The 24,685-nt window shown below is 72.7% G+C and carries 19 protein-coding genes and 2 pseudogenes; 14 read left to right on the forward strand and 7 right to left on the reverse strand.

Annotation, left to right across the window (positions count from 1 at the left end; all coding sequences use genetic code 11):
• Nucleotides 1–19 precede the first annotated feature (19 nt).
• Nucleotides 20–622 (forward strand): lysophospholipid acyltransferase family protein, encoded by a 603-nt coding sequence (locus tag AC4IHM_RS26255; RefSeq protein WP_490870942.1) that lies wholly within the window; start codon nt 20–22, stop codon nt 620–622.
• A gap of 58 nt (nt 623–680) precedes the next feature.
• The gene (gene der, locus AC4IHM_RS26260) at nt 681–2,159 is read left to right on the forward strand and encodes a ribosome biogenesis GTPase Der (protein WP_490869454.1); all 1,479 of its coding nucleotides are present in this window, start codon (nt 681–683) and stop codon (nt 2,157–2,159) included.
• 81 nt (nt 2,160–2,240) lie between these two features.
• Here der and AC4IHM_RS26265 read toward each other — a convergent pair whose 3' ends face one another.
• Nucleotides 2,241–2,531 carry a hypothetical protein gene (locus tag AC4IHM_RS26265; protein WP_490869455.1) on the reverse strand — a complete coding sequence of 97 codons (291 nt, stop codon included), beginning with the start codon at nt 2,529–2,531 and terminating at the stop codon, nt 2,241–2,243.
• Nucleotides 2,532–2,607: 76 nt separating this feature from the next.
• Nucleotides 2,608–3,405: a DUF8842 C-terminal domain-containing protein gene (locus AC4IHM_RS26270; protein ID WP_490869456.1), complete on the reverse strand. Its 798-nt coding sequence runs from the start codon at nt 3,403–3,405 to the stop codon at nt 2,608–2,610.
• 423 nt (nt 3,406–3,828) lie between these two features.
• Here AC4IHM_RS26270 and AC4IHM_RS26275 point away from each other — a divergent pair.
• Nucleotides 3,829–4,654 (forward strand): annotated as a pseudogene (locus AC4IHM_RS26275) (hypothetical protein).
• Between the two features lie 367 nt (nt 4,655–5,021).
• Nucleotides 5,022–5,237 (forward strand): I78 family peptidase inhibitor, encoded by a 216-nt coding sequence (locus AC4IHM_RS26280; protein ID WP_490869457.1) that lies wholly within the window; start codon nt 5,022–5,024, stop codon nt 5,235–5,237.
• A gap of 27 nt (nt 5,238–5,264) precedes the next feature.
• On the opposite strand, the gene AC4IHM_RS26285 is transcribed toward AC4IHM_RS26280, so the two are convergent.
• Nucleotides 5,265–6,281 carry a phosphatase PAP2 family protein gene (locus AC4IHM_RS26285; protein ID WP_490869458.1) on the reverse strand — a complete coding sequence of 339 codons (1,017 nt, stop codon included), beginning with the start codon at nt 6,279–6,281 and terminating at the stop codon, nt 5,265–5,267.
• Between the two features lie 235 nt (nt 6,282–6,516).
• Nucleotides 6,517–7,704 carry a glycosyltransferase family 39 protein gene (locus AC4IHM_RS26290; RefSeq protein ID WP_490869459.1) on the reverse strand — a complete coding sequence of 396 codons (1,188 nt, stop codon included), beginning with the start codon at nt 7,702–7,704 and terminating at the stop codon, nt 6,517–6,519.
• A gap of 263 nt (nt 7,705–7,967) precedes the next feature.
• Here AC4IHM_RS26290 and AC4IHM_RS26295 point away from each other — a divergent pair, with 263 nt between their 5' ends.
• Both AC4IHM_RS26295 and AC4IHM_RS26300 read left to right on the forward strand, forming a co-directional pair.
• The gene (locus tag AC4IHM_RS26295; RefSeq protein WP_490869460.1) at nt 7,968–9,566 is read left to right on the forward strand and encodes an MFS transporter; all 1,599 of its coding nucleotides are present in this window, start codon (nt 7,968–7,970) and stop codon (nt 9,564–9,566) included.
• 111 nt (nt 9,567–9,677) lie between these two features.
• Entirely contained in the window at nt 9,678–10,868 is a 1,191-nt protein-coding gene (locus AC4IHM_RS26300) for an acyl-CoA dehydrogenase family protein (protein WP_490869461.1), read from the forward strand.
• Between the two features lie 41 nt (nt 10,869–10,909).
• On the opposite strand, the gene AC4IHM_RS26305 is transcribed toward AC4IHM_RS26300, so the two are convergent.
• Nucleotides 10,910–11,353 carry a cell division protein SepF gene (locus tag AC4IHM_RS26305; RefSeq protein ID WP_490869462.1) on the reverse strand — a complete coding sequence of 148 codons (444 nt, stop codon included), beginning with the start codon at nt 11,351–11,353 and terminating at the stop codon, nt 10,910–10,912.
• Between the two features lie 288 nt (nt 11,354–11,641).
• On the opposite strand from AC4IHM_RS26305, the gene AC4IHM_RS26310 reads away from it, so the two are divergent.
• A complete protein-coding gene (locus tag AC4IHM_RS26310; RefSeq protein WP_490869463.1) occupies nt 11,642–12,784 on the forward strand; it encodes a DUF5685 family protein in 1,143 nt (380 codons plus the stop codon).
• Between the two features lie 57 nt (nt 12,785–12,841).
• Here the strand turns inward: AC4IHM_RS26310 and AC4IHM_RS26315 are convergent, their stop codons facing one another.
• Complete coding sequence (locus tag AC4IHM_RS26315; RefSeq protein ID WP_490869464.1) at nt 12,842–13,789, reverse strand: ABC transporter substrate-binding protein; 948 nt, start codon at nt 13,787–13,789, stop codon at nt 12,842–12,844.
• 392 nt (nt 13,790–14,181) lie between these two features.
• Here AC4IHM_RS26315 and AC4IHM_RS26320 point away from each other — a divergent pair, with 392 nt between their 5' ends.
• The 7 genes and pseudogenes from AC4IHM_RS26320 to AC4IHM_RS26350 all read left to right on the forward strand — a co-directional run bounded on the left by AC4IHM_RS26320 (nt 14,182) and on the right by AC4IHM_RS26350 (nt 23,166).
• A complete protein-coding gene (locus AC4IHM_RS26320; protein WP_490869465.1) occupies nt 14,182–15,039 on the forward strand; it encodes an amino acid ABC transporter permease in 858 nt (285 codons plus the stop codon).
• Nucleotides 15,036–16,823, forward strand: a complete 1,788-nt coding sequence (locus AC4IHM_RS26325; protein ID WP_490869466.1) for an FAD/NAD(P)-binding protein — start codon at nt 15,036–15,038, stop codon at nt 16,821–16,823. Before AC4IHM_RS26320 ends, AC4IHM_RS26325 begins: the two co-directional genes overlap by 4 nt.
• The gene (locus AC4IHM_RS26330; protein ID WP_490869467.1) at nt 16,820–17,581 is read left to right on the forward strand and encodes an amino acid ABC transporter ATP-binding protein; all 762 of its coding nucleotides are present in this window, start codon (nt 16,820–16,822) and stop codon (nt 17,579–17,581) included. Before AC4IHM_RS26325 ends, AC4IHM_RS26330 begins: the two co-directional genes overlap by 4 nt.
• Nucleotides 17,582–17,645: 64 nt before the next feature.
• Complete coding sequence (locus AC4IHM_RS26335; RefSeq protein WP_490869468.1) at nt 17,646–18,734, forward strand: LLM class flavin-dependent oxidoreductase; 1,089 nt, start codon at nt 17,646–17,648, stop codon at nt 18,732–18,734.
• Nucleotides 18,731–20,074 (forward strand): NtaA/DmoA family FMN-dependent monooxygenase, encoded by a 1,344-nt coding sequence (locus AC4IHM_RS26340; RefSeq protein WP_490869469.1) that lies wholly within the window; start codon nt 18,731–18,733, stop codon nt 20,072–20,074. Before AC4IHM_RS26335 ends, AC4IHM_RS26340 begins: the two co-directional genes overlap by 4 nt.
• Before the next feature lie 647 nt (nt 20,075–20,721).
• The gene (locus AC4IHM_RS26345; protein WP_490869470.1) at nt 20,722–21,630 is read left to right on the forward strand and encodes a S1 family peptidase; all 909 of its coding nucleotides are present in this window, start codon (nt 20,722–20,724) and stop codon (nt 21,628–21,630) included.
• A gap of 455 nt (nt 21,631–22,085) precedes the next feature.
• A pseudogene (locus AC4IHM_RS26350) lies at nt 22,086–23,166 on the forward strand (S1 family peptidase).
• A 349-nt stretch (nt 23,167–23,515) separates the two neighbouring features.
• Here AC4IHM_RS26350 and AC4IHM_RS26355 read toward each other — a convergent pair.
• Nucleotides 23,516–24,574: an ABC-2 transporter permease gene (locus AC4IHM_RS26355; RefSeq protein ID WP_490869471.1), complete on the reverse strand. Its 1,059-nt coding sequence runs from the start codon at nt 24,572–24,574 to the stop codon at nt 23,516–23,518.
• Between the last annotated feature and the right edge of the window lie 111 nt (nt 24,575–24,685).

A 24,685-nucleotide genomic window follows, 5' to 3' on the forward strand; every position in this document is an offset into this window, starting at 1 on the left:
GCGCATCGGCGTCGGTCTGATGTACGGGCTGTGGAAGCCGCGTGTGCTCGGCGGCTGGCGGGTCCCCGCGACCGGCCCGGTGATCTACGCCGTCAACCACGCGCACAACATAGACGGCCCCATGGTCATGGGCGTGGCACCCCGGCCGACGCACTTCCTGATCAAGAAGGAGGCGTTCGTCGGCCCGCTCGGGCGCTTCCTGACCGGCATCGGCCAGCTGAAGGTGGACCGCCACTCCACCGACCGCACCGCCATCGCCCGCGCCCTGGGCGTGTTGGACAACGGCGGCGTCCTGGGCATCTTCCCGGAGGGCACCCGGGGCGAGGGCGACTTCGCCTCGCTGCGCGCCGGGCTCGCCTACTTCGCGGTGCGCAGCGGCGCCCCGATCGTGCCGGTCGCGGTGCTGGGAAGCACCGACCGGCCCGGACGGCTGATAAAGGCGCTGCCTCCCCTGCGCTCGCGGGTGGACGTCGTCTTCGGCGACCCCTTCGAGGCGGGCGACGGCAGCGGACTGCGCACCCGCAAGGCCCTGGACGAGGCCACCGAACGCATCCAGAAGCAGCTCACCGCTCACCTGGAAAACGCCAGGCGCCTCACCGGGCGCCGGGTCACACCCGAGTAGTGGTCACCCGTCACAGGGGTGCACCACCGATCACCACGATGAACGAGGTACGGACTTCATGAACGACCACATCCACTCCGAGGGCTCGGGCGAGGAGCACGACCACGGGGTGCTCGGCGACGCCGAGTACGCGCGGTTCATGGAGCTGGCCACCGAGGAGGGCTTCAACGTCGAGGAGGTCGAGGGCGCGATCGAGGAGGCCGGGCACGGCCCGCTGCCCGTCCTCGCCGTCGTCGGGCGCCCCAATGTCGGCAAGTCGACCCTGGTGAACCGGATCATCGGCCGCCGGGAGGCCGTCGTCGAGGACAAGCCAGGCGTCACCCGCGACCGCGTCACCTACGAGGCCGAATGGGCCGGCCGCCGCTTCAAGGTCGTCGACACCGGCGGCTGGGAGCAGGACGTCCTCGGCATCGACGCCTCCGTGGCCGCGCAGGCCGAGTACGCCATCGAGGCCGCCGACGCGGTCGTCTTCGTCGTGGACGCCAAGGTCGGCGCCACCGACACCGACGAGGCGGTCGTACGGCTGCTGCGCAAGGCCGGCAAGCCCGTCGTGCTGTGTGCCAACAAGGTGGACGGCCCGAGCGGCGAGGCGGACGCCTCCTACCTGTGGGCGCTGGGGCTGGGGGAGCCGTACCCGGTCTCCGCGCTGCACGGCCGCGGCACCGGCGACATGCTCGACCAGGTCCTGGAGGCCCTGCCCGAGGCCCCCGCCCAGACCTTCGGCACCGCCGTCGGCGGCCCGCGCCGCATCGCCCTGATCGGCCGGCCCAACGTCGGCAAGTCCTCGCTCCTGAACAAGGTGGCGGGCGAGGAGCGCGTCGTGGTCGACGAACTCGCCGGCACCACCCGCGACCCGGTCGACGAGCTGATCGAACTGGGCGGCGTGACCTGGAAGTTCGTCGACACCGCGGGCATCCGCAAGCGCGTCCACCTCCAGCAGGGCGCCGACTACTACGCGTCCCTGCGCACCGCCGCCGCCGTCGAGAAGGCCGAGGTCGCCGTCGTCCTCATCGACGCCTCCGAGTCGATCTCGGTCCAGGACCAGCGGATCGTCACCATGGCCGTCGACGCGGGCCGCGCGATCGTCGTCGCCTACAACAAGTGGGACACCCTCGACGAGGAGCGCCGCTACTACCTGGAGCGGGAGATCGAGACCGAGCTGGGCCAGGTGGCGTGGGCGCCGCGGGTCAATGTCTCGGCGCAGACCGGCCGCCACATGGAGAAGCTGGTCCCCGCGATCGAGACGGCCCTGGCCGGCTGGGAGACCCGGGTGCCGACGGGCCGGCTGAACGCCTTCCTCGGTGAGCTGGTCGCCGCCCATCCGCACCCGGTGCGGGGCGGCAAGCAGCCGCGGATCCTGTTCGGCACGCAGGCGGGCACCAGGCCCCCGCGGTTCGTGCTCTTCGCCTCCGGCTTCATCGAGGCGGGCTACCGGCGCTTCATCGAGCGCCGGCTGCGCGAGGAGTTCGGCTTCGAGGGGACGCCGATCCACATCTCCGTGCGGGTGCGCGAGAAGCGCGGCGCGAAGAAGAAGTAGCGGCGCGAGGAGAAGAAGCGAGAGGGGGCGCTCCCGGCCGGGAGCGCCCCCTCTCGCTTCTTCTCCTCGTTCGGCCGGCTGTCAGGTCGCCGAGCGCGGGGCCGGTGGCAGCGCGGCCGGCACGTGGTGCGTGCCGACGCGCTGCCACACCGACTGCTGGCCGACGCGGGCGCTCTGGGCCCCCGCGCTGTAGGCGCTGTACGCCCCTCTGCTGCGCGGGATGCTCCCGAAGGCCGTGAAACCCAGCTCCTCCTCACCGCTGCGATCGCCCGGCAGCGATCGGAAGGACCTGACGTACTCGGCGCAGAGCGCGTCGTAGATCGGCGTGGCCGAGGGGCCGGCCTGGCGGTGGAAGGCGTCGTATGCGTACACGTATGTCCAAACGACCCCGCGCGAGAAGGGATGCGGCCCAGCCGGCGGCCGTCGCCCCGCACCCGCCCGAACGGGATCAGGTTCCGGCCAGCGGCAGGGCCGCCGCGACCAGTTGGCCGTTGGCCGCCGCCGCGTCCAGCGCGTCCCGCAGCAGGTCCTCGCGCGGCTGGCGGCCGATCGAACCGACCGGCGCCGCGAACATCAGCACCTGCTGGTGCTTGTTGGCCGCCGTGCGCCAGCCCTCGGTGACCTGGAGCGGCTGGTGCGCCTGCCACCAGGCCACCGGCCGCCCGCCGTTGGCCCCCGGCTGGAGCACGGCGTGCAACTGGCCCATCGCGAGCAGGACCGACCAGCCGTGCAGCACGGACGGCGTGGAGGACAGTTCGGTGACCGGGATGAAGCCCTGCTCGATGAGCAGCGGCAGGAAGTCGTCGCCGGCGCCGGCCGTGCCGGGCCGGGCGATGGGGGCGGTCGGCTCCACCACGAGGGCCGGGTGCAGTTCCCCGGCGATCAGGATCAGCCCGCTGGTCACGCCGAGCACGGCCTGTTCCGGGGCGGAGCGCTCGGGCGCGGCCGGTGCCGGCTGCGGGCGGGCCTGGTCGGAGCTGATGGACCGCACGGCCCCCTGGAGCTGCTCCTCGGTGACCTTGACGACCTGCGAGGGCAGGCAGCCGGCGTGGGCGAAGGCGAGGACGGCGGTCTCGTCCCCGATGAAGAGAACGGTGCTGGTGCGCTCCTGCTCGCAGTCCCCCGGGGTGCGGCAGGAGGTGCAGTCGTAGCTCCCCGGGGCGGACTCCCCGGAGAGCAGGCGGTCGGCTTCTTCGTCGCCGATCTCGGCGCGTACCTCGTCGCTGACGTCGAGCATGCGCGGCACGGGTGGCTCCCTCGGGATGCGGTGCGTGGCCGGACCGGGTGGCTCCCGGGCCGTGGTCCGGGCGGGTCCCCGGCTCATGCAGATGACAACGGGCGATCCGTGGCGGGAGTCACGCCCCATGGCCAAGGGAATCGAACCATCCGGCGCGCCCGGCCGTCCGGCGGCCGGAATCGCCCGATCACCATCAACTCAGGTCGGGCAAAAGGCCGTTGACGGGGTGCGGGGATCGTGGAGCACCCTGCCGATTGGTCGACAAATCAGGAAATCAGCGAATGAAGCGGGTGACTCGAAGTGGCCGATGTCCGGGGGGACAATGGTGTCCGGGCCCGGTCGTGACCACATCGCAATCGGACACGAACAACCAGAAAGCGTGGTTCCGGGTCTAACCGGACGACGAGAAGAGCCAGGGAGGAACCGCACCGCATGACGCCGCCGGCCCCGCCGGCCGCCCCGCTGCGCGCCGACTGCGTCGGTGACTCCGCGGGCGGTCTGACCTTCAACGTCGCCGCGCACGGGGACACCCCGGCGGCCCTCCTCGTCCTGCGCCGCCGGGCCACCGACGCCGATGCCGACGCCGGCGCCGACACGGTCGGCCTGCCGCTGTCCCCGGCCGCCGAGGGCCGGCTGCGCGCCGCGCTGCCCAGCAGCGTCTCCCTGCCCGAGGGCCGCTGGGACGCCTACGCGCGCGTGTCCGACGGCGAGCCGCGCCGCCTGGTGCCCGGCGTCACCGATCTGCGCTCCCTCGCCGACCGCACCCCGAGCGGGCTGCTCGGCCATGTCGCCGTCCGCATCCCGTACGCCACCCGGCAGGGCAACCTCACCGTCCGCAGCTGGCTGCGCGCGCCGCACGCGGAGACGGTGGAGCTGCGCCACACGGACGGCGGGCTGACCGTACGGGGACGGGTGTACGGCACCCAGCTCGCCCCCGGCGCCCATGCCGAGCTGCGCTCCCGGTCCGGCGACGGCGGTGTGCGCCGGCTGGAACGTCGTGGCCGAGCGGGCGGAGTTCGGCTTCACCGTGTCCTACGACACCCTGGCGCCCGGCGTGTGGGACCTGTGGTTGCGGCCCGCCGGTGAGCCGGGCCCGGTCGTGCGGCTCGCGCGGCTGCTGGACGACATCGCCGACAAGAAGCCCGTCTTCACCTATCCACGCGCGCGGGTGCGGACCCCGCACGGCTCGGTGGAGGCCGCGCCGTACTACACCCGGGACAACGACCTGTCCCTGTCCGTCACCCCGCTGGAGCCCTGACGGCCGAGGCCGCCCCTGTGCGCCGATCCTGTGCACGGGTTCTGCGTTTCCTGTGTCGATGTCCGACACCGGCCGGCGGTCCATCGCCGTCCGCAAGTGCGTTCGTATATGTTCGAGCAGAGAATGCGGGCAATGCCCGGGGCTCTGCGGAGCCCTTTTCCGTCCGCTTATTCGACGGGGTGTCGTGCCGCGCAAGAATTCACCGCGCTCGACTGCAAAAGGTGTACAAAACCGTCCGTCCGTGTGAGGGTGCCCGATCAAAACACGGACGGTGATCCTGTGACAGAAGTGTGACCGTAGGTGCCTCCGGGGCCCGTGTTGTCGAGGTGGTCTTCCCCGGTCCCGGAGCAGGGCATAGCGTGGCGGCATGGCACCGATTCCGACACCCCCGGCCGAACCCCAGGACAGTCCGGACACCTACGTCGGCCTCGACTCCGGCGCCGCCGAACGGCTGGCGCGGGAACGGGGCTGGTCCACGGTGCGGTCCCTGGCCCCGGGCACGATCATCACCATGGAGTACCGCGTGGGCCGGCTCAACTTCGAAGTGCGGGAGGGCCGCGTCTCCCGGGCCTGGAAGGGCTGACGCCCGGGGAGCGGCGGCGGGTACCGCTCAGCCGCCCGACAGGGGGCGCGCGGCCGGGGCCGTGTTGCGCGGGTGGCGGTCGGCGTGCGGGGGTCTGCGGCTGCCGGCCGGCGTCACCGGCGTACGGTCCGAGCGGGTCGTGTGCGGGCCCGGGGCCAGATACGCGGGGGGCCGGTTGCGGGGCGCGGCGACCGGCTCGCGCGCCGGAGCCTCCTCGCGGCCGGAGTCGGGCGGGACGAGGACGACGGGCGGTCCGGCCGGCTCCTGCGCCGCCTCCGGGACACCGCGGCGGGCGGCCCAGCGGTCGCGCAGGCCCAGGATCGCGGTCTCCGCGCGCAGGATGAGCGGCTCGAACCAGGGCAGGGCCAGCAGGATCAGCAGCCCGGCCACCCAGCCGAGGAGTACATCGCTGAGCCAGTGCGTACCGAGGTAGACGGTGGACATGCCCACGCCGAGCGAGGTGACCGCGGACACCGCGGACAGCCAGCGCCGCGCTCTGGGCGTCGAGGCCAGATAGGCGAGGATGCCCCAGGTCACGACGGCGTTCGCGGTGTGACCGCTCGGAAATATATCGCCGCCGAGCCCCATCTCGTTCGCGCCGATCGTGGTCGCGTAGTGCGGCCCGAGCCGGCCCATGCCGTACTTGGCGGCACCGACCGTCACGTTCAGCAGGAGCAGTGAGACGCCGAGCGCGATCAGGGGCCGCAGTGTGTGCTGCCGCCAGGAGCGCCAGCCGAGCCAGGCCGCGACCATCACGGCGGTGGGACCGCGCTGGCCGAGCACCACGTAGTAGTCGACGAACGCGTGGATCTCGGGCCACTGCTGGTAGGGCCGGAAGAACATGACCTGCCAGTCGAGCCTGACCAGCCACGAGGTGATCAGCACGGCCCACACGATCGCGGTGTAGAACGCGAGAGTCCCGGCGAACAGCGCGAACCTGTGCCGGCTCATCTGCGGCACGTCCAGGAGCGCCGGTCGTTCCGGCTCCCGGTCCAGTCTCGCGAACACCCGGTCCAGACGGGTGGGCTTCCGTTCGGTACGCACCCAATCGACGTTACAGCGAGTGAGGAGTGAACCTCGCCGAATCAACGGCTTTGTGATGACGATGTGATGTGGGATTGCTCTCAGACGGCAGTTTATTCTCGGGGAATCCGTAATCCCGGCCGGCCGCGGACTTCAATTCTTTTGATCGGTCCGGTGCGCGGTTTTATCGTGCTTATTAATTAGTTCACCGAAAGCTGGTGCGGAATTCTCCGTACGGTCATCGGGCACCGGCGGGTCAGGGCGGTCCCGAGCCGTTCAGCCAGAACGCCCCGTACAGCGCCGACCCCACCGCGACACCGCCCACGACCAGCGCCGACCTGGGCGTCCGCAGCCGGGCCAGGGCCAGGGCGAGGGGGAGCAGCAGCGGGAAGGCGGGCAGCAGCAGCCGCGGCTTCGAGCCGAAGTAGCTCGACGTGCACAGGGCGAGGGCGGTCACGATCCCCGCGTACACCAGCAGCGCGAGCGGCTGACGCTGCCGCACGCACACCACGTACAGCCAGACCAGCAGCGCGACCCCGGCGACCAGCCCGACGCCCGCCGGGACCGTCGGGAGCGAGGTGAACCTTCCGGCGACGAAACGGGCGAAGGCGACGCCCCCGTCGAAGCCGTTGCGCCAGCCGGCCTGGACGTTGAGATAGCCGAGCGGGCCCCCGCCGGTGCGGTGACCGACCCACAGCACGTAGCCGACGGCGCCCAGGGGCGCGAGGAACATGCCGAGCACACTCCGCGCGCCCTCACCGGGGGCGCGCGGCGGGCCGTGGGCGCCGTCCGGCACGGCCCCGCCCCGGCTTCGCGCGAATGCCACGATCACGGCCGCCCACACGGCCGCCGCCACCGCGAGCCCCACCGGCCGGGTCAGCCCGGCCAGCGCGGCCAGCGTGCCCGCCGTCACCCACCGCCCGGTCAGCACCGCGTACAGCGCCCAGGCGGCCAGCGCCGTGAACAGGGACTCGCTGTACGCCATCGACTGCACGATCCCGACCGGCAGCACCGCCCACAGGAGCACCGCGCACACGCCCACGCGGCGGCCGTACAGCTGCTCCGTCACCGCGAAGATCCCCCAGGCCGCGGTGAGGGAGGCCAGCAGCGAGACGACGAACCCGGCGTCGGCGTACGACAGCGGGCCCACCGCCGCGCCGAGCCGCTCCAGCCAGGCAAGCAGCGGGAAGAAGGCGAGGTCGGAGTGGACGTCGCCGTTCGGCAGGAGCACCTCGTGGCCGTACCCCCGGCCGGCGACCCGGGCGTACCAGAGGGAGTCCCACCGGGCGGTCAGCAGCGTGTACGCGCTCTTGTCGCGCGCGAGGCTCCACAGGGCCAGGACGAGCAGGCCCAGGGCGCGTACGGCCGCGTGGCCGAGGAGCGCCGGGGCGGCCCGGCGCAGGGCGGCGGAGCGGCCCGGCGTGCGCGTTTCAAGATCGGTCACGGGCTCGATTATCCGTCCGGGACGGAAGCGGTCCGGCGCGCGGGGCCGCCCGTGGCCGGGGTGCGCGGTGGCGCACACCACACGGGTGGGACGGGATGTGCGGGGCCCACCACATGTGCCGTGCACGCTCTCGCGTACCCTGTCGAGTCACTCGCGTTCCGTTGCCCGGCCCGGAGACCCCGCTCCTCTCCGGCCGAGCCGCAAGGGGAGTCCCCACCCCGCGCGGCCCGCCGCACGCGAGGGAACACCTTGGAGGTACGCGCATGTCCGGGACGACCACGGCCGCCGCCGCGCTGCGCCGCCGGGCGGCCGGGGCCGGTGCCAACCGCTGGGTCGTCCTGGTCGTCCTGTGCGTCAGCCTGCTGCTCGTCGCCGTCGACGCCACCGTGCTCCACGTGGCGGTCCCCGCCGTCACCGAGGATCTGCGGCCCGGCGCGATCGAACTGCTCTGGATCGTCAACGTCTATCCGCTCGTCTGCGCCTCGCTGCTGATCCTCTTCGGCACGCTGGGCGACCGGGTGGGCCGCAGACGGATCCTCCTGCTCGGCTACGCGCTCTTCGGCGTCGCCTCCGCGCTGGCCGCCCTGGCGGACAACGCCCAGGTGCTGATCATGGCCCGCGCGCTGCTCGGCGTCGGCGGCGCGATGATCATGCCGGCGACGCTGTCGATCCTGCGCCAGGTCTTCCCCGACCGGCGGGAGCGGGCGCTGGCCATCGGCGTCTGGAGCGCCGTGGCCGCGGTCGGCGCGGCGTTCGGACCGCTGCTCGGCGGTCTGCTGCTCGAGCACTTCTGGTGGGGCTCGGTCTTCCTCGTCAACATTCCGCTGATGCTGGTCAGTCTGCCGGTGGGGCGGCTGCTGCTGCCCGAGTCGAAGGGCGACGGCCGCGGGCCCTGGGACGTGGTCGGCGCGCTGATGGCGGCGGCCGGGCTGTTCGGCGTCGTCCTCGGCGTGAAGCGGCTGGGCGGCGGCGAGCCGGTGCTGAGCCCGCTCACCGTGCTGCCGCTGGTGCTGGGCGCGGCCCTGCTGGTCGCGTTCGTACGGCGGCAGCGGCGGCGCACGTACCCGCTGGTGGACCTGGGGATGTTCCGGCGGCCGGCGTTCAGTACGTCGGTGGGGTGCATCGTGCTGGCGATGCTGGCGCTGGTGGGTCTGGAACTGATCGCGGCGCAGTATCTGCAACTGGTGCTCGGGCTGTCCCCGCTGGAGACCGGGCTGCGGCTGCTGCCGCTGACCTTCGCGGCGATGGCGGCGGGGCTCGCCGGAGCGCGGCTGCTGCGGCGGTTCGGGCCGCGGCGGACGGTGTGCGCCGGATTCTGCCTGACGGCCTTCGCGGTGCTGCTGCTGACGGCGATGGGCCGCGCCGACGACTGCGCGCTGCTGGTCTCCGGGTTCCTGCTGCTCGGCTTCGGGCTGGAGACGACGCTGTTCGGGGCGTACGAGTCGATGCTGAGCGAGGCGCCGCGGGACGAGGCGGGCGGGGCGGCGGCGATCGGCGAGACCTCGTACCAACTGGGGGCCGGGATCGGGATCGCGCTGCTGGGCAGCGTGATGAACGCGGCGTACGCGCCCGGGGTGACGGGGGGTGTGCCCGGGGTGCCGGCATCGGCGTCGGTGGCGGCGGGGCGTTCGCTGGGGGAGGCGTACGAGGTCGCCGCGCAGCTTGGGGGGTCGCAGGGGGGTGCGTTGCGGCGGGCGGCGGCCGAGGCGTTCGTGCATGGGCTGCATGTGACGTTGGTGGTGAGTGCGGGACTGTTGTTGCTGGGGGCGGTGATGGCGTTGCGGCTGCCGCGGATGATGCAGTGCGAGGGGGTTTCCGTGCCGGGGCCCCGGGACGCGCAGGAGTCCCGCGTCTCGGTGTGACCGCGGCCGTCTCCCGCCCACGCCCGGTGGACGTGTGATGCGGTGCGTCGTAACGTCGGCGCGAGAGTCGTAACTAGCATTGCTAGTTTTCATAGTCCCGGAGGATGCCCCATGGCCTCGTCACCGAAGTCGCCCCCCTTCGACCCCGCCGACCCCCTCGGCGTCGACGACCTCCTGGACCCGGAGGACCTGGCGATCCGGGACACCGTGCGGGACTGGGCCGCCGACCGCGTACTGCCGTACATCGCGGACTGGTACGAGCGGGGCGAACTGCCCGGCATCCGGGAGCTGGCCCGCGAACTCGGCGGCCTCGGCGCGCTGGGCATGTCGCTCCGGGGCTACGGCTGCGCAGGCGCGAGCGCCGTGCAGTACGGCCTGGCCTGCCTGGAGCTGGAGGCCGCCGACTCCGGCATCCGCTCCCTGGTCTCCGTGCAGGGCTCCCTCGCCATGTACGCCATCCACCGCTTCGGCAGCGAGGAGCAGAAGCGGCAGTGGCTGCCGCGCATGGCCGCCGGCGAGGCGATCGGCTGCTTCGGCCTGACCGAGCCCGACCACGGCTCCGACCCCGCCAACATGCGCACCCACGCCAGGCGCGACGGCGGCGACTGGGTGCTCGACGGCCGCAAGATGTGGATCACCAACGGCTCGGTGGCCGCGGTCGCCGTCGTCTGGGCGCAGACCGAGGACGGGATCCGCGGCTTCGTCGTGCCCACCGACAGCCCCGGCTTCTCCGCGCCCGAGATCAGGCACAAGTGGTCCCTGCGGGCCAGCGTCACCAGCGAGCTGGTGCTCGATGGGGTACGGCTGCCGGCCGACGCCGTACTGCCGGAGGTCACCGGCCTGCGCGGACCGCTCGGCTGTCTCACCCATGCCCGTTACGGCATCGTCTGGGGCTCGATGGGCGCGGCCCGCAGCTCCTTCGAGGCGGCCGTGGAGTACGCGAAGTCGAGGGAGCAGTTCGGGCGGCCCATCGGGGGATTCCAGCTCACCCAGGCCAAGCTCGCCGACATGGCGGTCGAACTGCACAAGGGGATTCTGCTCGCCCACCACCTCGGGCGGCGCATGGACGCCGGCCGCCTGCGTCCCGAGCAGGTCAGCTTCGGCAAGCTCAACAACGTACGCGAGGCCATCGACATCTGCCGTACGGCCCGCACGATCCTCGGCGCCAACGGGATCTCCCTCGAATACCCCGTCATGCGGCACGCGACGAACCTGGAATCGGTGCTCACCTACGAGGGCACCGTCGAGATGCACCAGCTGGTGCTGGGCAAGGCGCTCACCGGACTCGACGCCTTTCGGTGAGGCGCTCCGGCGGGGGCGGGGCCGTGGTGCGCGGCCCCGCCTCAGCTCTGGTTGAAGAAACCGTCGGAACGGTGCGCGGCGGGCTCGCCGTTGATGACCTGGGTGTCGGCCGGGCTGAGCAGGAAGACCCGGGTGGACACCCGCTCGATCGAACCGCGCAGGCCGAAGATCAGGCCGGCCGCGAAGTCGACCACGCGCTTGGCGTCGGGTCCCTCCATGGCAGTCAGGTTCACGATGACCGGGACGCCGTCCCGGAACAGCTCACCGATGGACCGCGCGTCCCGGAAGCTGTCCGGGGTGACCGTCGCGATGCGGCGGCCCTTCTCCTCGGCCACGTCCGAGGCCACCTTCACTCGCGGGTCCGTGACCCAGGCGTCCCCGGTCTCGGGGCCCTCGGAGTAGTCGTCGTCGTAGTAGCGCTCGTCGTCGTTGTCGTTGTCGTCGACGAGGCCGAGCCACGCACTCGCCTTGCGTACCGATCCCATGGACGCCTCCTCTCACAGCGGGCTTTCGTGCTTCCGCATCCCTATGGTCATCCATGATGCGGACGTTGCGCCAAGTGGATAGACGCCGCGCGGGGGGTTTGTGACGGTACTGGTGCACAGCGAATCCGTCGAGAGTCCTTGTGTCCCAAGGGTCGTTTCCCAAACGGCTGCTGACTGTGAGTGAAATATGATTCTTCCCGGCGGACGGGTGAGTGAGGGTGCGTACGGGTGAACGCGGTGGCGATACGATGCCGCAGCTCAGCGTCGTACGAACCACGGGGGAACGTCGTGTTCGGAATCGTCAGACCGTGCAGGCACCGGCTCGGGGAGAGCCTCACGAGCCAGTGGATGGCGCATTTGTGCGGGCTGTGTCTCGCGTTGCGCAAGGACCACGGACAGTTCGCGCGGATCGTGACGAACTATGACGGGCTGCTCATATCGGTTTTGACGGAGGCTCAGGCCGGGCGGGGTGCCGCGGGTGCCGGGCGGCGCACCGCGGGGCCCTGTCCGCTGCGCGGGATGCGCACCGCGTCCGTCGCGCACGGCGCGGGTGCCCGGCTCGCGGCGGCCGTCTCCCTGGTGCTGGCCTCGGCCAAGGTGCGCGACCACGTCGCCGACGGGGACGGGCTGCTGGCCCGCCGCCCGGTGGCCCTCGCCGCCCGCAGGGTCGCCGCGGGCTGGGACGCGGCCGGCGCCCGCGGCGGCGGTGCCGTCGGGTTCGACACCGCCGTACTGGTCGACGCCGTGGACCGCCAGGGCGGCATCGAGGCGCTCGCCGGGCCCGGTACGCCGCTGCTCGCCGTCACCGAGCCGACCGAGACCGCGACCGCCGCCGCGTTCGCGCACACCGCCCACCTCGCCGGCCGGCCGCACAACGCCGGGCCGCTCGCCGAGGCGGGCCGCCTCTTCGGCCGGCTCGCCCATCTCCTGGACGCCGTGGAGGACCGGGAGGCCGACGCCGCCTCGGGCGCCTGGAACCCGCTCACCGCCACCGGGACCCCGCTCACCGAGGCCCGGCGGCTCGCGGACGACGCCGTGCACGGGGTGCGGCTCGCCCTGCGGGAGGCGGAGTTCGGCGACGGCCGGCTGGTGCACCGGCTGCTCGTGCACGAGCTGGGCAACTCCGTCGACCGCGCCTTCGGCACCGTCTCCCGCGCCCACGGCGGCCACCCGTACGCCCCGCCCGGCGGCCCCGGCGCGCCGCTGCCCCCGGAGCCGCCCCGCAACCGGCGCGGGCTGCTCGCGGGATGCGCCGTGTGGGTGGGGCTTGCCTGCACGTGCCAGCTGTGCTGCGGCTCGTACCACGACCCGTGGAGCGGGCAGCGCAAGGAGGGGCTCTGCTCCAACTGCGGTGACTGCTGCGATTGCTGCGAGTGCTGTGACTGTTGCGACTGCTGCTCGGACGGCTGCGATTGCGGCTGCGACTGCTGAGGGGCCGTCAGTGCCTCGGCCCCCTCAGCCCCCTCATCCCTTCAGTCCCTCAGTCCCTCAGTCCTTCAGTTCCGGGGGTGAGATCTCGGACTTCTCGATCGCCGAGTCCGTCGTGCCCCACTTCTTCAGGATCCGGTCGTAGGTCCCGTCGTCGATCAGCCCGTTCACCGCGGCCTGGAGGGCGGGCGCCAGCTTGGAACCCTTCTTGAGGGCGAAGCCGACGTCCAGGCGGTGGAACTCGTTCAGGAACTTCACCCCCTGCTGGTGGGCGACCGCGTAACGCAGGCCGTTGATGGTGGACATCACGACATCGCTGCGGCCCTGCTGGAGCGAGGGCCACATCGCGCCCTGGTCGCTGTAGGTCTGCACCGTGTACGCCTTCTCGCCGGCGTCCGTGCACAGGTGACGGTTCTCCTCCAGGGTGGCCTCGAAGGTGGTGCCCGCGTTGGTCGCCACCTTCAGCCCGCACAGCTGCCCGAGATCGGTGATCTTGGACAGTCCGCTGTCCTCGCGGGCGGCGAAGCCCTGGCCGTCGTTGATGTAGGTGACGAAGTCGATGGTCTTCCGCCGCTCCTCGGTCACGCCGAAGTTGGCGGCGCCCGCGTCGTACTTGCCGCTGTCCAGGGCCGGCAGGATCGCCTCGAAGGAGGCCCGCTCGGTCTTGAGCCTGATCCCGAGCGCCTTGGCCACGGCCTTCGCGAAGTCGACGTCCTGGCCGGTCAGCGTCTTTCCGTCGGCCAGGTAGCTGGTGCCGGGCGGAGTGCCGCTGACGGTGATGGCGAGGTTGATCTCCCCGGTGCCGGGCGGCAGCAGCTTCGCGGCGGCCGCGTTCTCCCGGACGCCGGAGACCACGTCCGTGGTGGGGATCGCCTCGGAGTCGCCCGCCGCGCCCGCGACATCCGCGGCGGGATCGCCGGAGCCGCACGCGGTGAGCAGCAGGGCCGCCGAGGTGATCAGAGCGAAAGGTGCGAAGAGCCTTTTCCGGGCACGCGTGGGCGTACGCATGGTGAGTGATCTCCTGAGAGCGAAGGCGTGGGGCGGCGCGAGGGGGAGGCGCGTGTGAAGGCGGGAGGAGAGGCGAAACCCGGGCAGGCCCCGACCGGGTCAGGCGGTCGGGGCGGACAGGCAGCGAGGTCGGCTCAACAGGAACAGGACCACACTCGACCGAAGTCGATGTGGGAGCGCGTGACCAGCCACTGCTGTGGATGCATGGGCCAAGTGGAACAGGCATCCGGTTTCTCGTCAACGGCCTGAGACATGCGGCTCACAGTGTGGACAGCCGTTGACAACGGACCGAAACAGGGCCGTACTCTCGGCGCACGGCCCTGCTGAGGGGCTCGGCCGTGTGAAGGCGCCACCCACCGTGTCCGACTGACTCGATGTCACGGAGCCCTCACATGTCCTCCGACACCCTCGCCAAGTCCGCCGCCGCACCGGAGACCCCGGACCAGGCGGACCTTCCGCGGATCGTCCCGCAACGCCGCCTCGGCCAGTGGACGGCCGCCGTCGCCGTCCTCCTCCTGCTCGCCGGCGCCGTCAACTCCGTGCTGCGCAACGACGCGTTCCAATGGGGCGTCGTCGCCGACTACTTCACCTCCGCCGCCGTCCTGCGGGGCCTGTGGCTCACCCTCTGGCTGACCGCCGTCGTCATGGTCCTCGGCTTCGCGCTGGGCACGCTGCTCGCCGCGTTCCGGCTCTCCGCCAACCCCGTGCTGCGCACCGTGAGCTGGGGCTACGTGTGGCTGTTCCGGTCGATACCGATCCTGGTCCAGCTGCTGCTGTGGTTCAACATCGGCGCCCTGTACCCGCACGTCTTCGGGGTGAAGACGGTCGACCTGCTCGGACCGGTCACCGTCGCGGTCATCGGCCTGACCCTGCACGAGGCCGCGTACGCCGCCGAGGTGGTGCGCGGCGGCATCCTCTCCGTGGACCGCGGCCAGATCGAGGCCGCGCAGGCGCTCGGGCTGAGCCGGTGGCGCCGCTGGCGGCGGATCGTGCTCCCGCAGGCCATGCGCTCCATCGTGCCGCCGGCCGGGAACATGCTGATCGGCACCCTCAAGGGCACCTCCATCGTCAGCGTCATCGCCGTACAGGACCTGCTCTACTCCGTGCAGCTCGTCTACCACCGCACCTACCAGGTCATCCCGCTGCTGATGGTGGCCACCGTCTGGTACACCGTCGTCACCTCGCTGCTCGGCGTCGGCCAGTACTACGTCGAGAAGCGCTACGCCCGCGGCACGGAGCGCAGCCGATGACCCGGCCCGCGCTGGTGATCGTCGGCGCCGGACCCCGCGGCGCCGGACTGCTGGAGCGCATCGCCGCCAACGCGGCCGAGCTGTACGACGGTTCCGGCCTCGACATCCACCTCGTCGACCCGCATCCGCCGGGCGCCGGGCGCATCTGGCGGGCGGAGCAGTCGCCGCTGCTGTGGATGAACTCGCACGCCGAGGACGTCACCATGTTCACCGACGAGACGGTGGAGATGGCCGGACCGGTACGGCCGGGACCCACCCTGCACGAGTGGGCGGGGATCGACGGCAGCACCTTCGCCGACCGCCGGACCCAGGGCGCGTATCTGCGCTGGGTGTACGAGCGCGCGGTGGCCGGCCTGCCCCCGAACGTCGTCGTGTACCACCACGCGCGCCGCGCGGTGCGCGTGGACGGCCCGCGCGAGGAACGGCAGCGGGTCTGGCTGGAGGGCCGCAGCGCCCCGCTCCCCGCCGATCTCGTCGTCCTCGCCCTCGGCCACCTCGACGCCGAACACGACGACGAACAGCGGGAGTTGTCGGAGTACGCCCGCACGCACGGCCTGGTGCACCTGCCGCCGGACTTCACCGCCGACAGCGACCTGTCCGCGCTGCGCCCCGGCGAGCCGGTCCTCGTGCGCGGCTTCGGGCTGGCCTTCGTCGATCTGATGGTGCTGCTGACCGAGGGCCGGGGTGGACGGTACGACGCGGAGACCTACCTGCCCTCCGGACGGGAGCCGGTGCTGTACGTCGGCTCGCGGCGCGGAGTGCCGTACCACGCGAAGATCGGCTACGACTGGACCGGCGACCGGCCCCCGCTGCCGAGATTCCTCGGGCCGGCCGAGACCGACGCGCTGCTCGCCCGGCCGGAGGGCTTCGAGTTCCGGCGGGACGTGTGGCCGCTGGTCGAGAAGGAACTCGGATTCGCCCACTACCACCGCCTGTTCACCGCCCATCCCGAGCGGTTGACCGGCACCTGGTCCGACTTCGAGGCGCGGTACGCCGCCGCCGACCCGGCCGAGCGCGCCGATCTCGTCGCCGCCACCGTGCCCGACCCCGCCGACCGGCTCGACCTCGCCGCTCTCGACCGGCCGCTGGACGGGGTGCGGTACGGCACGCCCGACGAGTTGCAGGAGGGACTGCGCCGGTACGTCGAGGCCGACCTGCGGCGCCGTCACGACCCGGCGCACAGTCCCGACCTGGCCGTCTTCCTCGCCCTGCTCTCCGTCTACGGGCAACTCGTCCGGCTCGGCGACATCGGCGGCTGGTGGCACGGCTTCTTCAGCTACCTCGCCTCCGGCCCGCCCGCGCCCCGGCTGCGGCAGCTGCTCGCGCTGTCCCGCGCGGGCGTGGTGCGCTTCCTGGGCGCCGACATGACGGTCACCGCGGAGGACGGGGTGTTCCGGGCGTCCGGCGCGACCGTGCCCGGCGCCGTCGTCGAGGCCCGAGCGCTGGTCGAGGCGCGGCTGCCGCACCCCACCGTCGAGCGCACCCGCGACCCGCTGCTGCGCGCGCTGTACGCCGACGGGGCCGCCGCGACCCCCGACGGACTGCTCGCCGTCGACCGGGACGACGGACGGGTGCTGGACCGGGACGGCCGGCCGCACCCGCGGCGGTTCGCGCTCGGACCGCACACCGACGCGCGCGGTTCGGGCGCGTTCACCCGACCCCGCACCGGCGGAGTCGCCTTCCGGCAGAACGACGCCACCGCGCGGGCCGCGCTGACCTTCCTGCGGGCGCCCACCGGCCCCGCCCCGGCGGACCGCCCCCTGTTCGAGGAGTCCTCACGATGACCGCCATGGTCGAGATCACAGCCGTGCACAAGAGCTTCGGCCCGCTGGAGGTGCTCAAGGGCATCGACCTGACCGTGCGCAGCGGCGAGGTGACCGTGGTCCTCGGCCCCTCCGGCTCCGGCAAGTCGACGCTGCTGCGCACCGTCAACCACCTGGAGAAGGTGGACCGGGGCATGATCAGCGTGGACGGCGTCCTCGTCGGCTACCGGCGCACCGGCGACCGGCTGCGCGAACTGCCCGAGCGCGAGGTGCTGAAGCAGCGCACGCGGATCGGTTTCGTCTTCCAGAACTTCCATCTCTTCCCGCACCTGACCGTGCTGGAGAACATCACCGAGGCCCCGGTCTCCGCCCTGAGACGCCCGCGCCGCGAGGCCGTCGAGGCGGCGCGCCGGCTGCTGGAGAGGGTGGGGCTCACGGACAAGGCCGACGCCTATCCCCGCCAGCTCTCCGGCGGCCAGCAGCAGCGGGTGGCCATCGCGCGGGCGCTCGCCCTGGAACCGAGGCTGCTCCTCTTCGACGAGCCGACCTCCGCGCTCGACCCGGAACTGGTCGGCGAGGTCCTCAACGTCATCAAGGACCTCGCCCGGCAGGGCACCACCATGATCGTCGTCACCCACGAGATCGGCTTCGCCCGCGAGGTCGCCGACACGGTGGTGTTCATGGACGACGGACGCATCGTCGAACAGGGCCCGCCCGGCGACGTACTGGACCGCCCGCGGCACGAGCGCACCCGGGCGTTCCTCTCCAAGGTCCTCTGAATCCGCGGCTGCGTGCCGGCGGCCACCGCGGCTTCCGTGTCCGCAGCAGAAAGGGATGTCCCGCATGCCCCCCTCCCACGGCCGGCGGCGGCTGCACCTGGCCGCCGCCCTCGACCGGCCGTCGGTGTACGACGCCGACGACTACACGGCGGCCGCCCGGCTCGCCGAACGCGGCGCGCTCGACTTCGTGACCCTGGGCGACGGATTCGCCCGCCCCGGCCCCGACGCGCTCGCCGTGCTGTCCCGGGTGGCCCCCGCCACGCGCCGGGTCGGCCTGGTCCCCACCGTCACCACCACCCACACCGAGCCCTTCCATGTCCAGGCCGCGGTCGCGACCCTCGACTGGGTCAGCCGCGGCCGGGCCGGCTGGCGGATCGGGGTGTCCACCACCGAGGGCGAGGCCCGCCTCTTCGGGCGCCGCCACGCGGCCCCCGCCGACGCGCTCTGGCAGGAGGCCGGTGAGGTCGCCGACGTGGCGGCGCGGCTGTGGGACAGCTGGGAGGACGGCGCCGAGATCCGGGACGTGTCCACCGGCCGCTTCATCGACCGGGACAAGCTGCATCACGTCGACTTCACCGGCTCCGCCTTCTCGGTCCGGGGCCCCTCGACCGTGCCGCGGCCCCCGCAGGGCCACCCCGTGCGGGTCGTCGACGCCACCGGCCGGCCCGCCCACGCGGTCGCGGCCCGCCACGCCGACGTGGTCCTCGTGCGCACCGCGCACCCCGAGCAGGCCGCCGCCGCGCGGGCCGGACTGCGGGCCGCCGCGGCCGCCCACGGCCGCGACCCGGACGACCTGCGCGTCCTCGCGGCCCTGGACATCGACCTCGGGGACGGCGAGTACGCGGCCGAGCCCGGCCACGGCGGGGGTGGCCCCCGGCCCACCCCACGCGGCCCGCTCTACCGCGGCGGCCCCGTCGACCTGGCGGAGCTGATCGCCGTCTGGCACCGGGACGGCGTCGTCGACGGCTTCCACCTCACGCCGGCCGAGCCGCGCCGGGACCTGGAACGGCTCGTCAACGGCACCGTGTCCCTGCTCCAGCACCGCGGACTGTTCCGCACCTTCTACCCGGGCAGCACGCTCCGGGAGCACCTGGGCCTGTCCCGGCCCGCCAACCGGTACGCCGGCGCGGCCACGGCGGGGGGAGCGTCATGACCCGTCCGAAGGGCATGCACCTCGCCGCGCGCTTCCCCGGCGTCGACAACACCACGGTGCGGTCCGACCCGCGGTCGCGCTCCCAGATCGAGTTCGCCTCCTTCGAGCACCTCGCGCGCACCGCCGAGCGCGGCCTGTTCGACTTCTTCTTCCTCGCCGAGGGGCCGCGGCCGCGCGAGCACAAGGGCCGCGTCCACGACCTGGACGTGGTCGGCCGGCCCGAGTCCCTGACCGTGCTGAACGCGCTCGCCGCCGTCACCGGGCGCCTCGGACTGGCCGCCACGGTCAACGCCGCCTTCAACGAGCCCTTCGAAGCCGCCCGCCGGCTCGCCACCCTGGACCACCTCAGCGGGGGCCGGGCGGCCTGGAACGTGGCGACCCGCGCCGACGCCCTCACCGGCGAGAACTTCCGGCGCGGGGGCTTCCTGGACCGGGCCGAGAGGTACCCCCGCGCCGCCGAGTTCGTCGCCACCGCACGCGAGCTGTGGGACTCCTGGACCCCCGACGGCACCCCCCGCCCCTTCGCCCACCACGGGCGGTACTTCGACATCGCGGGCGAGTTCACCCTGCCCCGCTCCCCGCAGGGGCACCCGGTGGTGATCCAGGAGGGCGACTCCGACGAGGGCCGGGAGTTCGCCGCCTCCTGCGCCGACGTGGTCGTCCCCGGCCGGGCCTCCGTGGGCCGTCCCCCGGGAGGGCACGGCACGTGGCACGTCACCCCGGAGGCGGGCCGCGCCTTCTACGCCAACGTCAAGCGGCGCCTGGCGAAGTACGGCCGGGGCCCGGACGACCTCAAGATCATGCCCGGTGTCACCGTCGTCCTCGGGGACACCGCCGCCGAGGCGCGGGAGCGGGCCGAGGAGATCCGGTGGCAGCAGGTCTCCCCGCAGACCGCCCTGCTGACGCTGGAGCGGGTCTGGGGCGTCGACCTGTCCGCGTACGACCCCGACGGGCCGCTGCCCGAGATCGACCCGGTGCCCGGCCCCGGACCCGGCGAGGGCCGGACCCGGTACGGCGACGGCGTCGCGACCGCCGAGAAGTGGCGGGCGCTGGCGCAGGAGAGGGGACTGTCCATCCGGCAGACCGTGATCGAGGCGGGCGGCCGGCAGTCCTTCGTCGGCACCCCCGAGGAGGTCGCCGCCGAACTGGAGGAGTTCGTGGCCCGGGACGCCGCCGACGGCTTCGTCCTCGTACCGCAGCATCTGACCCCGGGCGGGCTGGACGAGTTCGTGGACCGGGTGGTCCCGCTGCTCCAGGAGCGTGGCGCGTTCCGTACCGCGTACGAGGGCACCACCCTGCGTTCCCACCTCGGTCTGGCCGAACCGGGGTGGAGGGGCTGAGCCCACGCCGGACGCGTCCGACGAGTGGAAGCGGTGGCACGAGCACCGCGTCGCGACCTCGCCGGCGCCCCGCGGGCCGCTCGCGCCGACCGGCACGTACCGGCTGAGGGACTATCCGGAGGGGCAACTTCCGGACATCCCCGGGAGCCGGCGGTTCCGTGCCGCCGACGGCCGCCGGGAGCGGACGGGCGGCACCTCGACGGGCCCTCGGGCGTGCGCGGCTTCGACCCGGCCCGCGGACCCGGCGGGCGTTGCGCGGCATCGCGGCCACGCCCCGCGATCAGCGCCGCTCGGCACCGGGGCGCCTCACGCGGCACGGCACCGGGCGAGTGCCGAAGAGGGCGGCGCGCCGTGGGCCGTCCGCACCGGCGCCCCCGGGAACATCCCGGAACCGCGTGTCCCGCGCATCGAGGCGGGGGGAGCGGGAAGTGCGTTGAGATCCGGCGGAATTGGTGAAAGCGGTTCCATGGTCGACGGCCGAAAGGCACCCTTGCGCCGACCGGTCGTTCGGCCGAATACTCCAACCTCAGCGCTTGTCAGGGGCACGACGTATCCGGAACCCGGAGGTCCGTCCCTGGCTGCGCCTCACGGGCCCCCAACCCCACAGAACAGAGGGGCCCCCTACTTCCCCCGTGGAGGAACGAAAAGTGAGGATCAAGCGCACCACCCCCCGCAGCGGCATCACGAGACGGACTCGGCTGATCGCCGTATCCACCGGCCTCGTGGCCGCCGCCGCGATCGCGATCCCCAGCGCGAACGCGGCCCCCACCCCGGCCACCTTCAGTGCCGCCGAGCTGAACAGCGCCGGCAACGCGGTACTCAAGGCCGATGTCCCGGGCACCGCCTGGGCCGTCGACAGCACGACCGGGCGGGTGCTTCTCACCGTCGACAGCACCGTCTCCCAGGCCGAGATCGCGAAGATCAAGGAGCAGGCCGGCGACAAGGCCGACGCGCTCACGATCAAGCGCACTCCCGGCACGTTCAACAAGCTCATCGAGGGCGGCGACGCCATCTACGCGAGTAGCTGGCGCTGCTCCCTCGGCTTCAACGTCCGCTCCAGCAGCGGCGCCGAGTACTTCCTGACCGCCGGTCACTGCACCGACGGCGCGGGCACCTGGTGGTCCAACTCCGGGCACACGACGGTCCTGGGCACGACCGCCGGCTCCAGCTTCCCGGGCAACGACTACGGCATCGTCCGGTACACCAACACCTCCGTCAGCAAGCCCGGTACCGCGGGCGGCGTGGACATCACCGGCGCGGGCACCCCGAGCGTCGGCGCCACCGTCATCCGCGACGGCTCCACCACCGGCACCCACAGCGGCCGGGTCACCGCCCTGAACGCCACCGTCAACTACGGCGGCGGCAACGTCGTCTCCGGGCTGATCCAGACCACGGTCTGCGCCGAGCCCGGCGACTCCGGCGGCCCGCTCTACGGCAGCAACGGCATCGCGTACGGTCTGACCTCCGGCGGCAGCGGCAACTGCTCCTCCGGCGGTACGACGTTCTTCCAGCCGGTCACCGAGGCCCTGAGCGCCTACGGCGTCAGCGTCTACTAAACCGTCCTGGTCCCCCCGACCGGACGCGGTCGGCAGCGCGACGAGCCCCCGTACACCAACCGGTGTGCGGGGGCTCCCCCTTGCCCGGGGGTCGCACAGGTCCGTCTGCCGGGCACGCCCGGGTGTCCCGGAAGCGCTCCCGGACGCGACCACCGCGTGTAGACGCACACTTGGCGGCAGTACACAAGAGACGGTTTTCGGACAGGACTGGACCGGTGCGGCCGACTCTCGGTTACTCGCTCGTAGGATTTGCTGGAGCGTCGGCTGTGCGAATCCTGCTGGAAGGGACATGAATGGTGAAGGACCTGTGATCGCGCTGGAGTTGTCGTGCGCACGTCCTGAAGTCGACCTTGTGTGCCCCCGGTGGAGTCGGGAGAGTTGGTGCTCGTCAACCAGCCTTCCGGCCCGCGAGATCCCCACAATCTCCGGGCCGACCCCCCACAGGAGGACGTGAGTTGAAGCACCGACGCATATCCAGGCGACGGGTCGCCGTGGTCGCCACGGGAATCACCGCCCTGGTCGCCACGGGAGTCACCTTCCAGAGTGCGAACGCCAGCGAGGCCCCGAAGAGCGCGCCGCAGACCCTGTCGGTCACGGCGGCCGGGAAGCTCGCCTCCACGCTGCTCGGCGACCTCGGCGCCGACGCGGCGGGCACGTACTACGACGCGCAGTCCAAGAGCCTCGTGGTCAACGTGCTCGACGAGGCCGCCGCGCAGACCGTCGAGGAGGCCGGCGCGAAGGCCAGAATCGTCGAGAACTCCCTCGCCGACCTGAAGAGCGCGCGCACCACCCTCACCGAGGACGCCACCATCCCGGGCACCTCCTGGGCGACCGACCCGACCACCAACAAGGTCGTCGTCACCGCCGACCGCACGGTCTCCGGGGCCCAGTGGGCCAAGCTGACCAAGGTGGTCGACGGGCTGGGCGCCAAGGCCGAACTCAAGCGGACCGAGGGGGAGTACAAGACCTTCGTCGCGGGCGGTGACGCCATCACCGGCGGCGGCGGGCGCTGCTCGCTCGGCTTCAACGTGACCAAGGGCGGCGAGCCGTACTTCATCACCGCCGGTCACTGCACCGAGGCCATCTCGACCTGGTCGGACTCCTCCGGGAACGTCATCGGCGAGAACGAGTCGTCCAGCTTCCCGGGCAACGACTACGGCCTGGTCAAGTACACCGCCGACGTGGACCACCCGAGCGAGGTGAACCTCTACAACGGCTCCGCCCAGTCCATCTCGGGCGCCGCCGAGGCCACCGTCGGCATGGAGGTGACCCGCAGCGGTTCCACGACCCAGGTGCACGACGGGACGGTGACCGGTCTGGACGCCACCGTGAACTACGGCAGCGGCGAGATCGTCAACGGCCTGATCCAGACCGACGTTCTGCGCCGAGCCCGGCGACAGCGGCGGCTCGCTCTTCTCGGGCGACAAGGCCATCGGCCTCACCTCCGGCGGCAGCGGCAACTGCACCTCCGGCGGTGAGACCTTCTTCCAGCCGGTGACGGAGGCCCTGTCGGCCACCGGTACGCAGATCGGCTGACCGAACACACAGCACGCACGCAGAAGTCCCGTCCCGCGCGCGAGGGGCGGGACTTCGGCGTACCCGCGGTGGGCTGCCGCCTGTGTGCGGTGGGTCGGCCCGCCCGGGGTGGGCGGCTCCGCCTCGTGCCGCGCGTGTGCGGCGGGTTGGTTCGCCCGGGTGGGCGGGTCTTCGTGTTGCCTGCGGGCGGTGGGTCGGCCCGCTTGGGTCGGGCGGCTCCGCCTCGTGGTGCCCGTGTGCGGTGGGTCGGCCCGCCCGGGTCGGCGGCTCCGCCTCGTGTCGCGTGCGTACGACGGGTCGGTTCGCCCGGGGCGGGTGGTGCCGGCTCGTGCCGGCCGTGCGCGGTGGGTCAGTCCGGCTGGGTGGGTGGGGTCCGGTCGGCGCGTCTGCGGTGCAGTTCCGCCGACAGCATGGCGACCACGATCCCGGCGAGCGCCCACGCCGACAGCACCAGCAGCGAGTCGGTCACGCCGTGGCCCCTGAAGTACGCGACCGAGCGCGCCGCCCACGTTCCCGCGCCCGGTGGCAGCGCCGGGCCGATCTCCTTCCAGAACGGCGGCAGCAGCGGCAGCGGGAAGGCGCCGCCCGCGCTCGGGTTGCCCGCGACCACCACGAGCAGGATCGCCAGCCCGATGCCGACGATCCCGAAGACGCCCTGGAGGGCGAGCGTGGCCGCGCCCACCGCGAAGGTGATCAGCGCGCCGAGCCCCCACAGCGCCACCACACTGCCGGGCAGGGCGCCCAGGATCGGCCCGACGATCACCGCGCCGCCGAGCCCGCCGATGATCGAGACCAGCGCCATCACGATCAGCCGGATCGCCGCACGGCTCGGTTTGGAGGGCCGGGCGCCCGCGCTGATCGCCAGGATCGAGGCGCACAGATAGCCGCCGACACACCAGCCCACGACCAGGTAGAAGGACGAAAGCCCGTCGAAGTCCTTGGCCGAGGCCGGGGCCACGTCGACGACGCGCATCATGCGGCCCTCGGACTGCTCCACCTTGGCGACCAGGCCCTCCAGGGTGGTGGCGAGGACGGTGCCGCCGCCGGAGGCGACCAGCAGGGTGTCCGTGTCGCCGTCGGGGTCCACGATCAGGGCGCCGTCGATCTCGCGGTCCATGACCTGCTTCCGGGCGCTCGCCTCGTCGGCCACCGTGCGCGGATCCAGCGGCGAGTCGGGCAGCCGCTTCAGCCGGTCAACCGTCTGCTCGGCGGCTGCCCGGGGCGCGACCACGCCGAAGGACACGTCCTTCGGACTCGGATGGTGCAGCGCCCCCACGTAGGAGGCGATGAACAGCAACTGGAGCGCGACCGCGCCGAGCACGAGCAGGGTGGCCCGTGGGGTGACGGCGTCCTTCAGGTCGCCGAGGAAGGAGCCGTTTCGCGTGCCGGGGCCCGAGGTGTGTGACATGTCCTCACGGTCCGGGTCTCCGGGTGTTTGCGCAGGTGGGGAGGGGCCGAACGGATGTCGCACACGCATTCGAGAATTGGTCTATGGTGGGGGTGGGGTAGCTGGGAACAG

The organism is Streptomyces sp. SL06 (assembly GCF_058244745.1).

Coding starts and splice junctions, on each gene's coding strand:
- AC4IHM_RS26280 (WP_490869457.1), top strand. CDS start 5,022: ATGGCACCGATTCCGACACCCCCGGCCGAACCCCAGGACAGTCCGGAC.
- AC4IHM_RS26330 (WP_490869467.1), top strand. CDS start 16,820: ATGACCGCCATGGTCGAGATCACAGCCGTGCACAAGAGCTTCGGCCCG.
- der (WP_490869454.1), top strand. CDS start 681: ATGAACGACCACATCCACTCCGAGGGCTCGGGCGAGGAGCACGACCAC.
- AC4IHM_RS26320 (WP_490869465.1), top strand. CDS start 14,182: ATGTCCTCCGACACCCTCGCCAAGTCCGCCGCCGCACCGGAGACCCCG.
- AC4IHM_RS26295 (WP_490869460.1), top strand. CDS start 7,968: ATGTCCGGGACGACCACGGCCGCCGCCGCGCTGCGCCGCCGGGCGGCC.
- AC4IHM_RS26325 (WP_490869466.1), top strand. CDS start 15,036: ATGACCCGGCCCGCGCTGGTGATCGTCGGCGCCGGACCCCGCGGCGCC.
- AC4IHM_RS26315 (WP_490869464.1), bottom strand. CDS start 13,789: ATGCGTACGCCCACGCGTGCCCGGAAAAGGCTCTTCGCACCTTTCGCT.
- AC4IHM_RS26300 (WP_490869461.1), top strand. CDS start 9,678: ATGGCCTCGTCACCGAAGTCGCCCCCCTTCGACCCCGCCGACCCCCTC.
- AC4IHM_RS26355 (WP_490869471.1), bottom strand. CDS start 24,574: ATGTCACACACCTCGGGCCCCGGCACGCGAAACGGCTCCTTCCTCGGC.
- AC4IHM_RS26255 (WP_490870942.1), top strand. CDS start 20: ATGTACGGGCTGTGGAAGCCGCGTGTGCTCGGCGGCTGGCGGGTCCCC.
- AC4IHM_RS26340 (WP_490869469.1), top strand. CDS start 18,731: ATGACCCGTCCGAAGGGCATGCACCTCGCCGCGCGCTTCCCCGGCGTC.
- AC4IHM_RS26305 (WP_490869462.1), bottom strand. CDS start 11,353: ATGGGATCGGTACGCAAGGCGAGTGCGTGGCTCGGCCTCGTCGACGAC.
- AC4IHM_RS26335 (WP_490869468.1), top strand. CDS start 17,646: ATGCCCCCCTCCCACGGCCGGCGGCGGCTGCACCTGGCCGCCGCCCTC.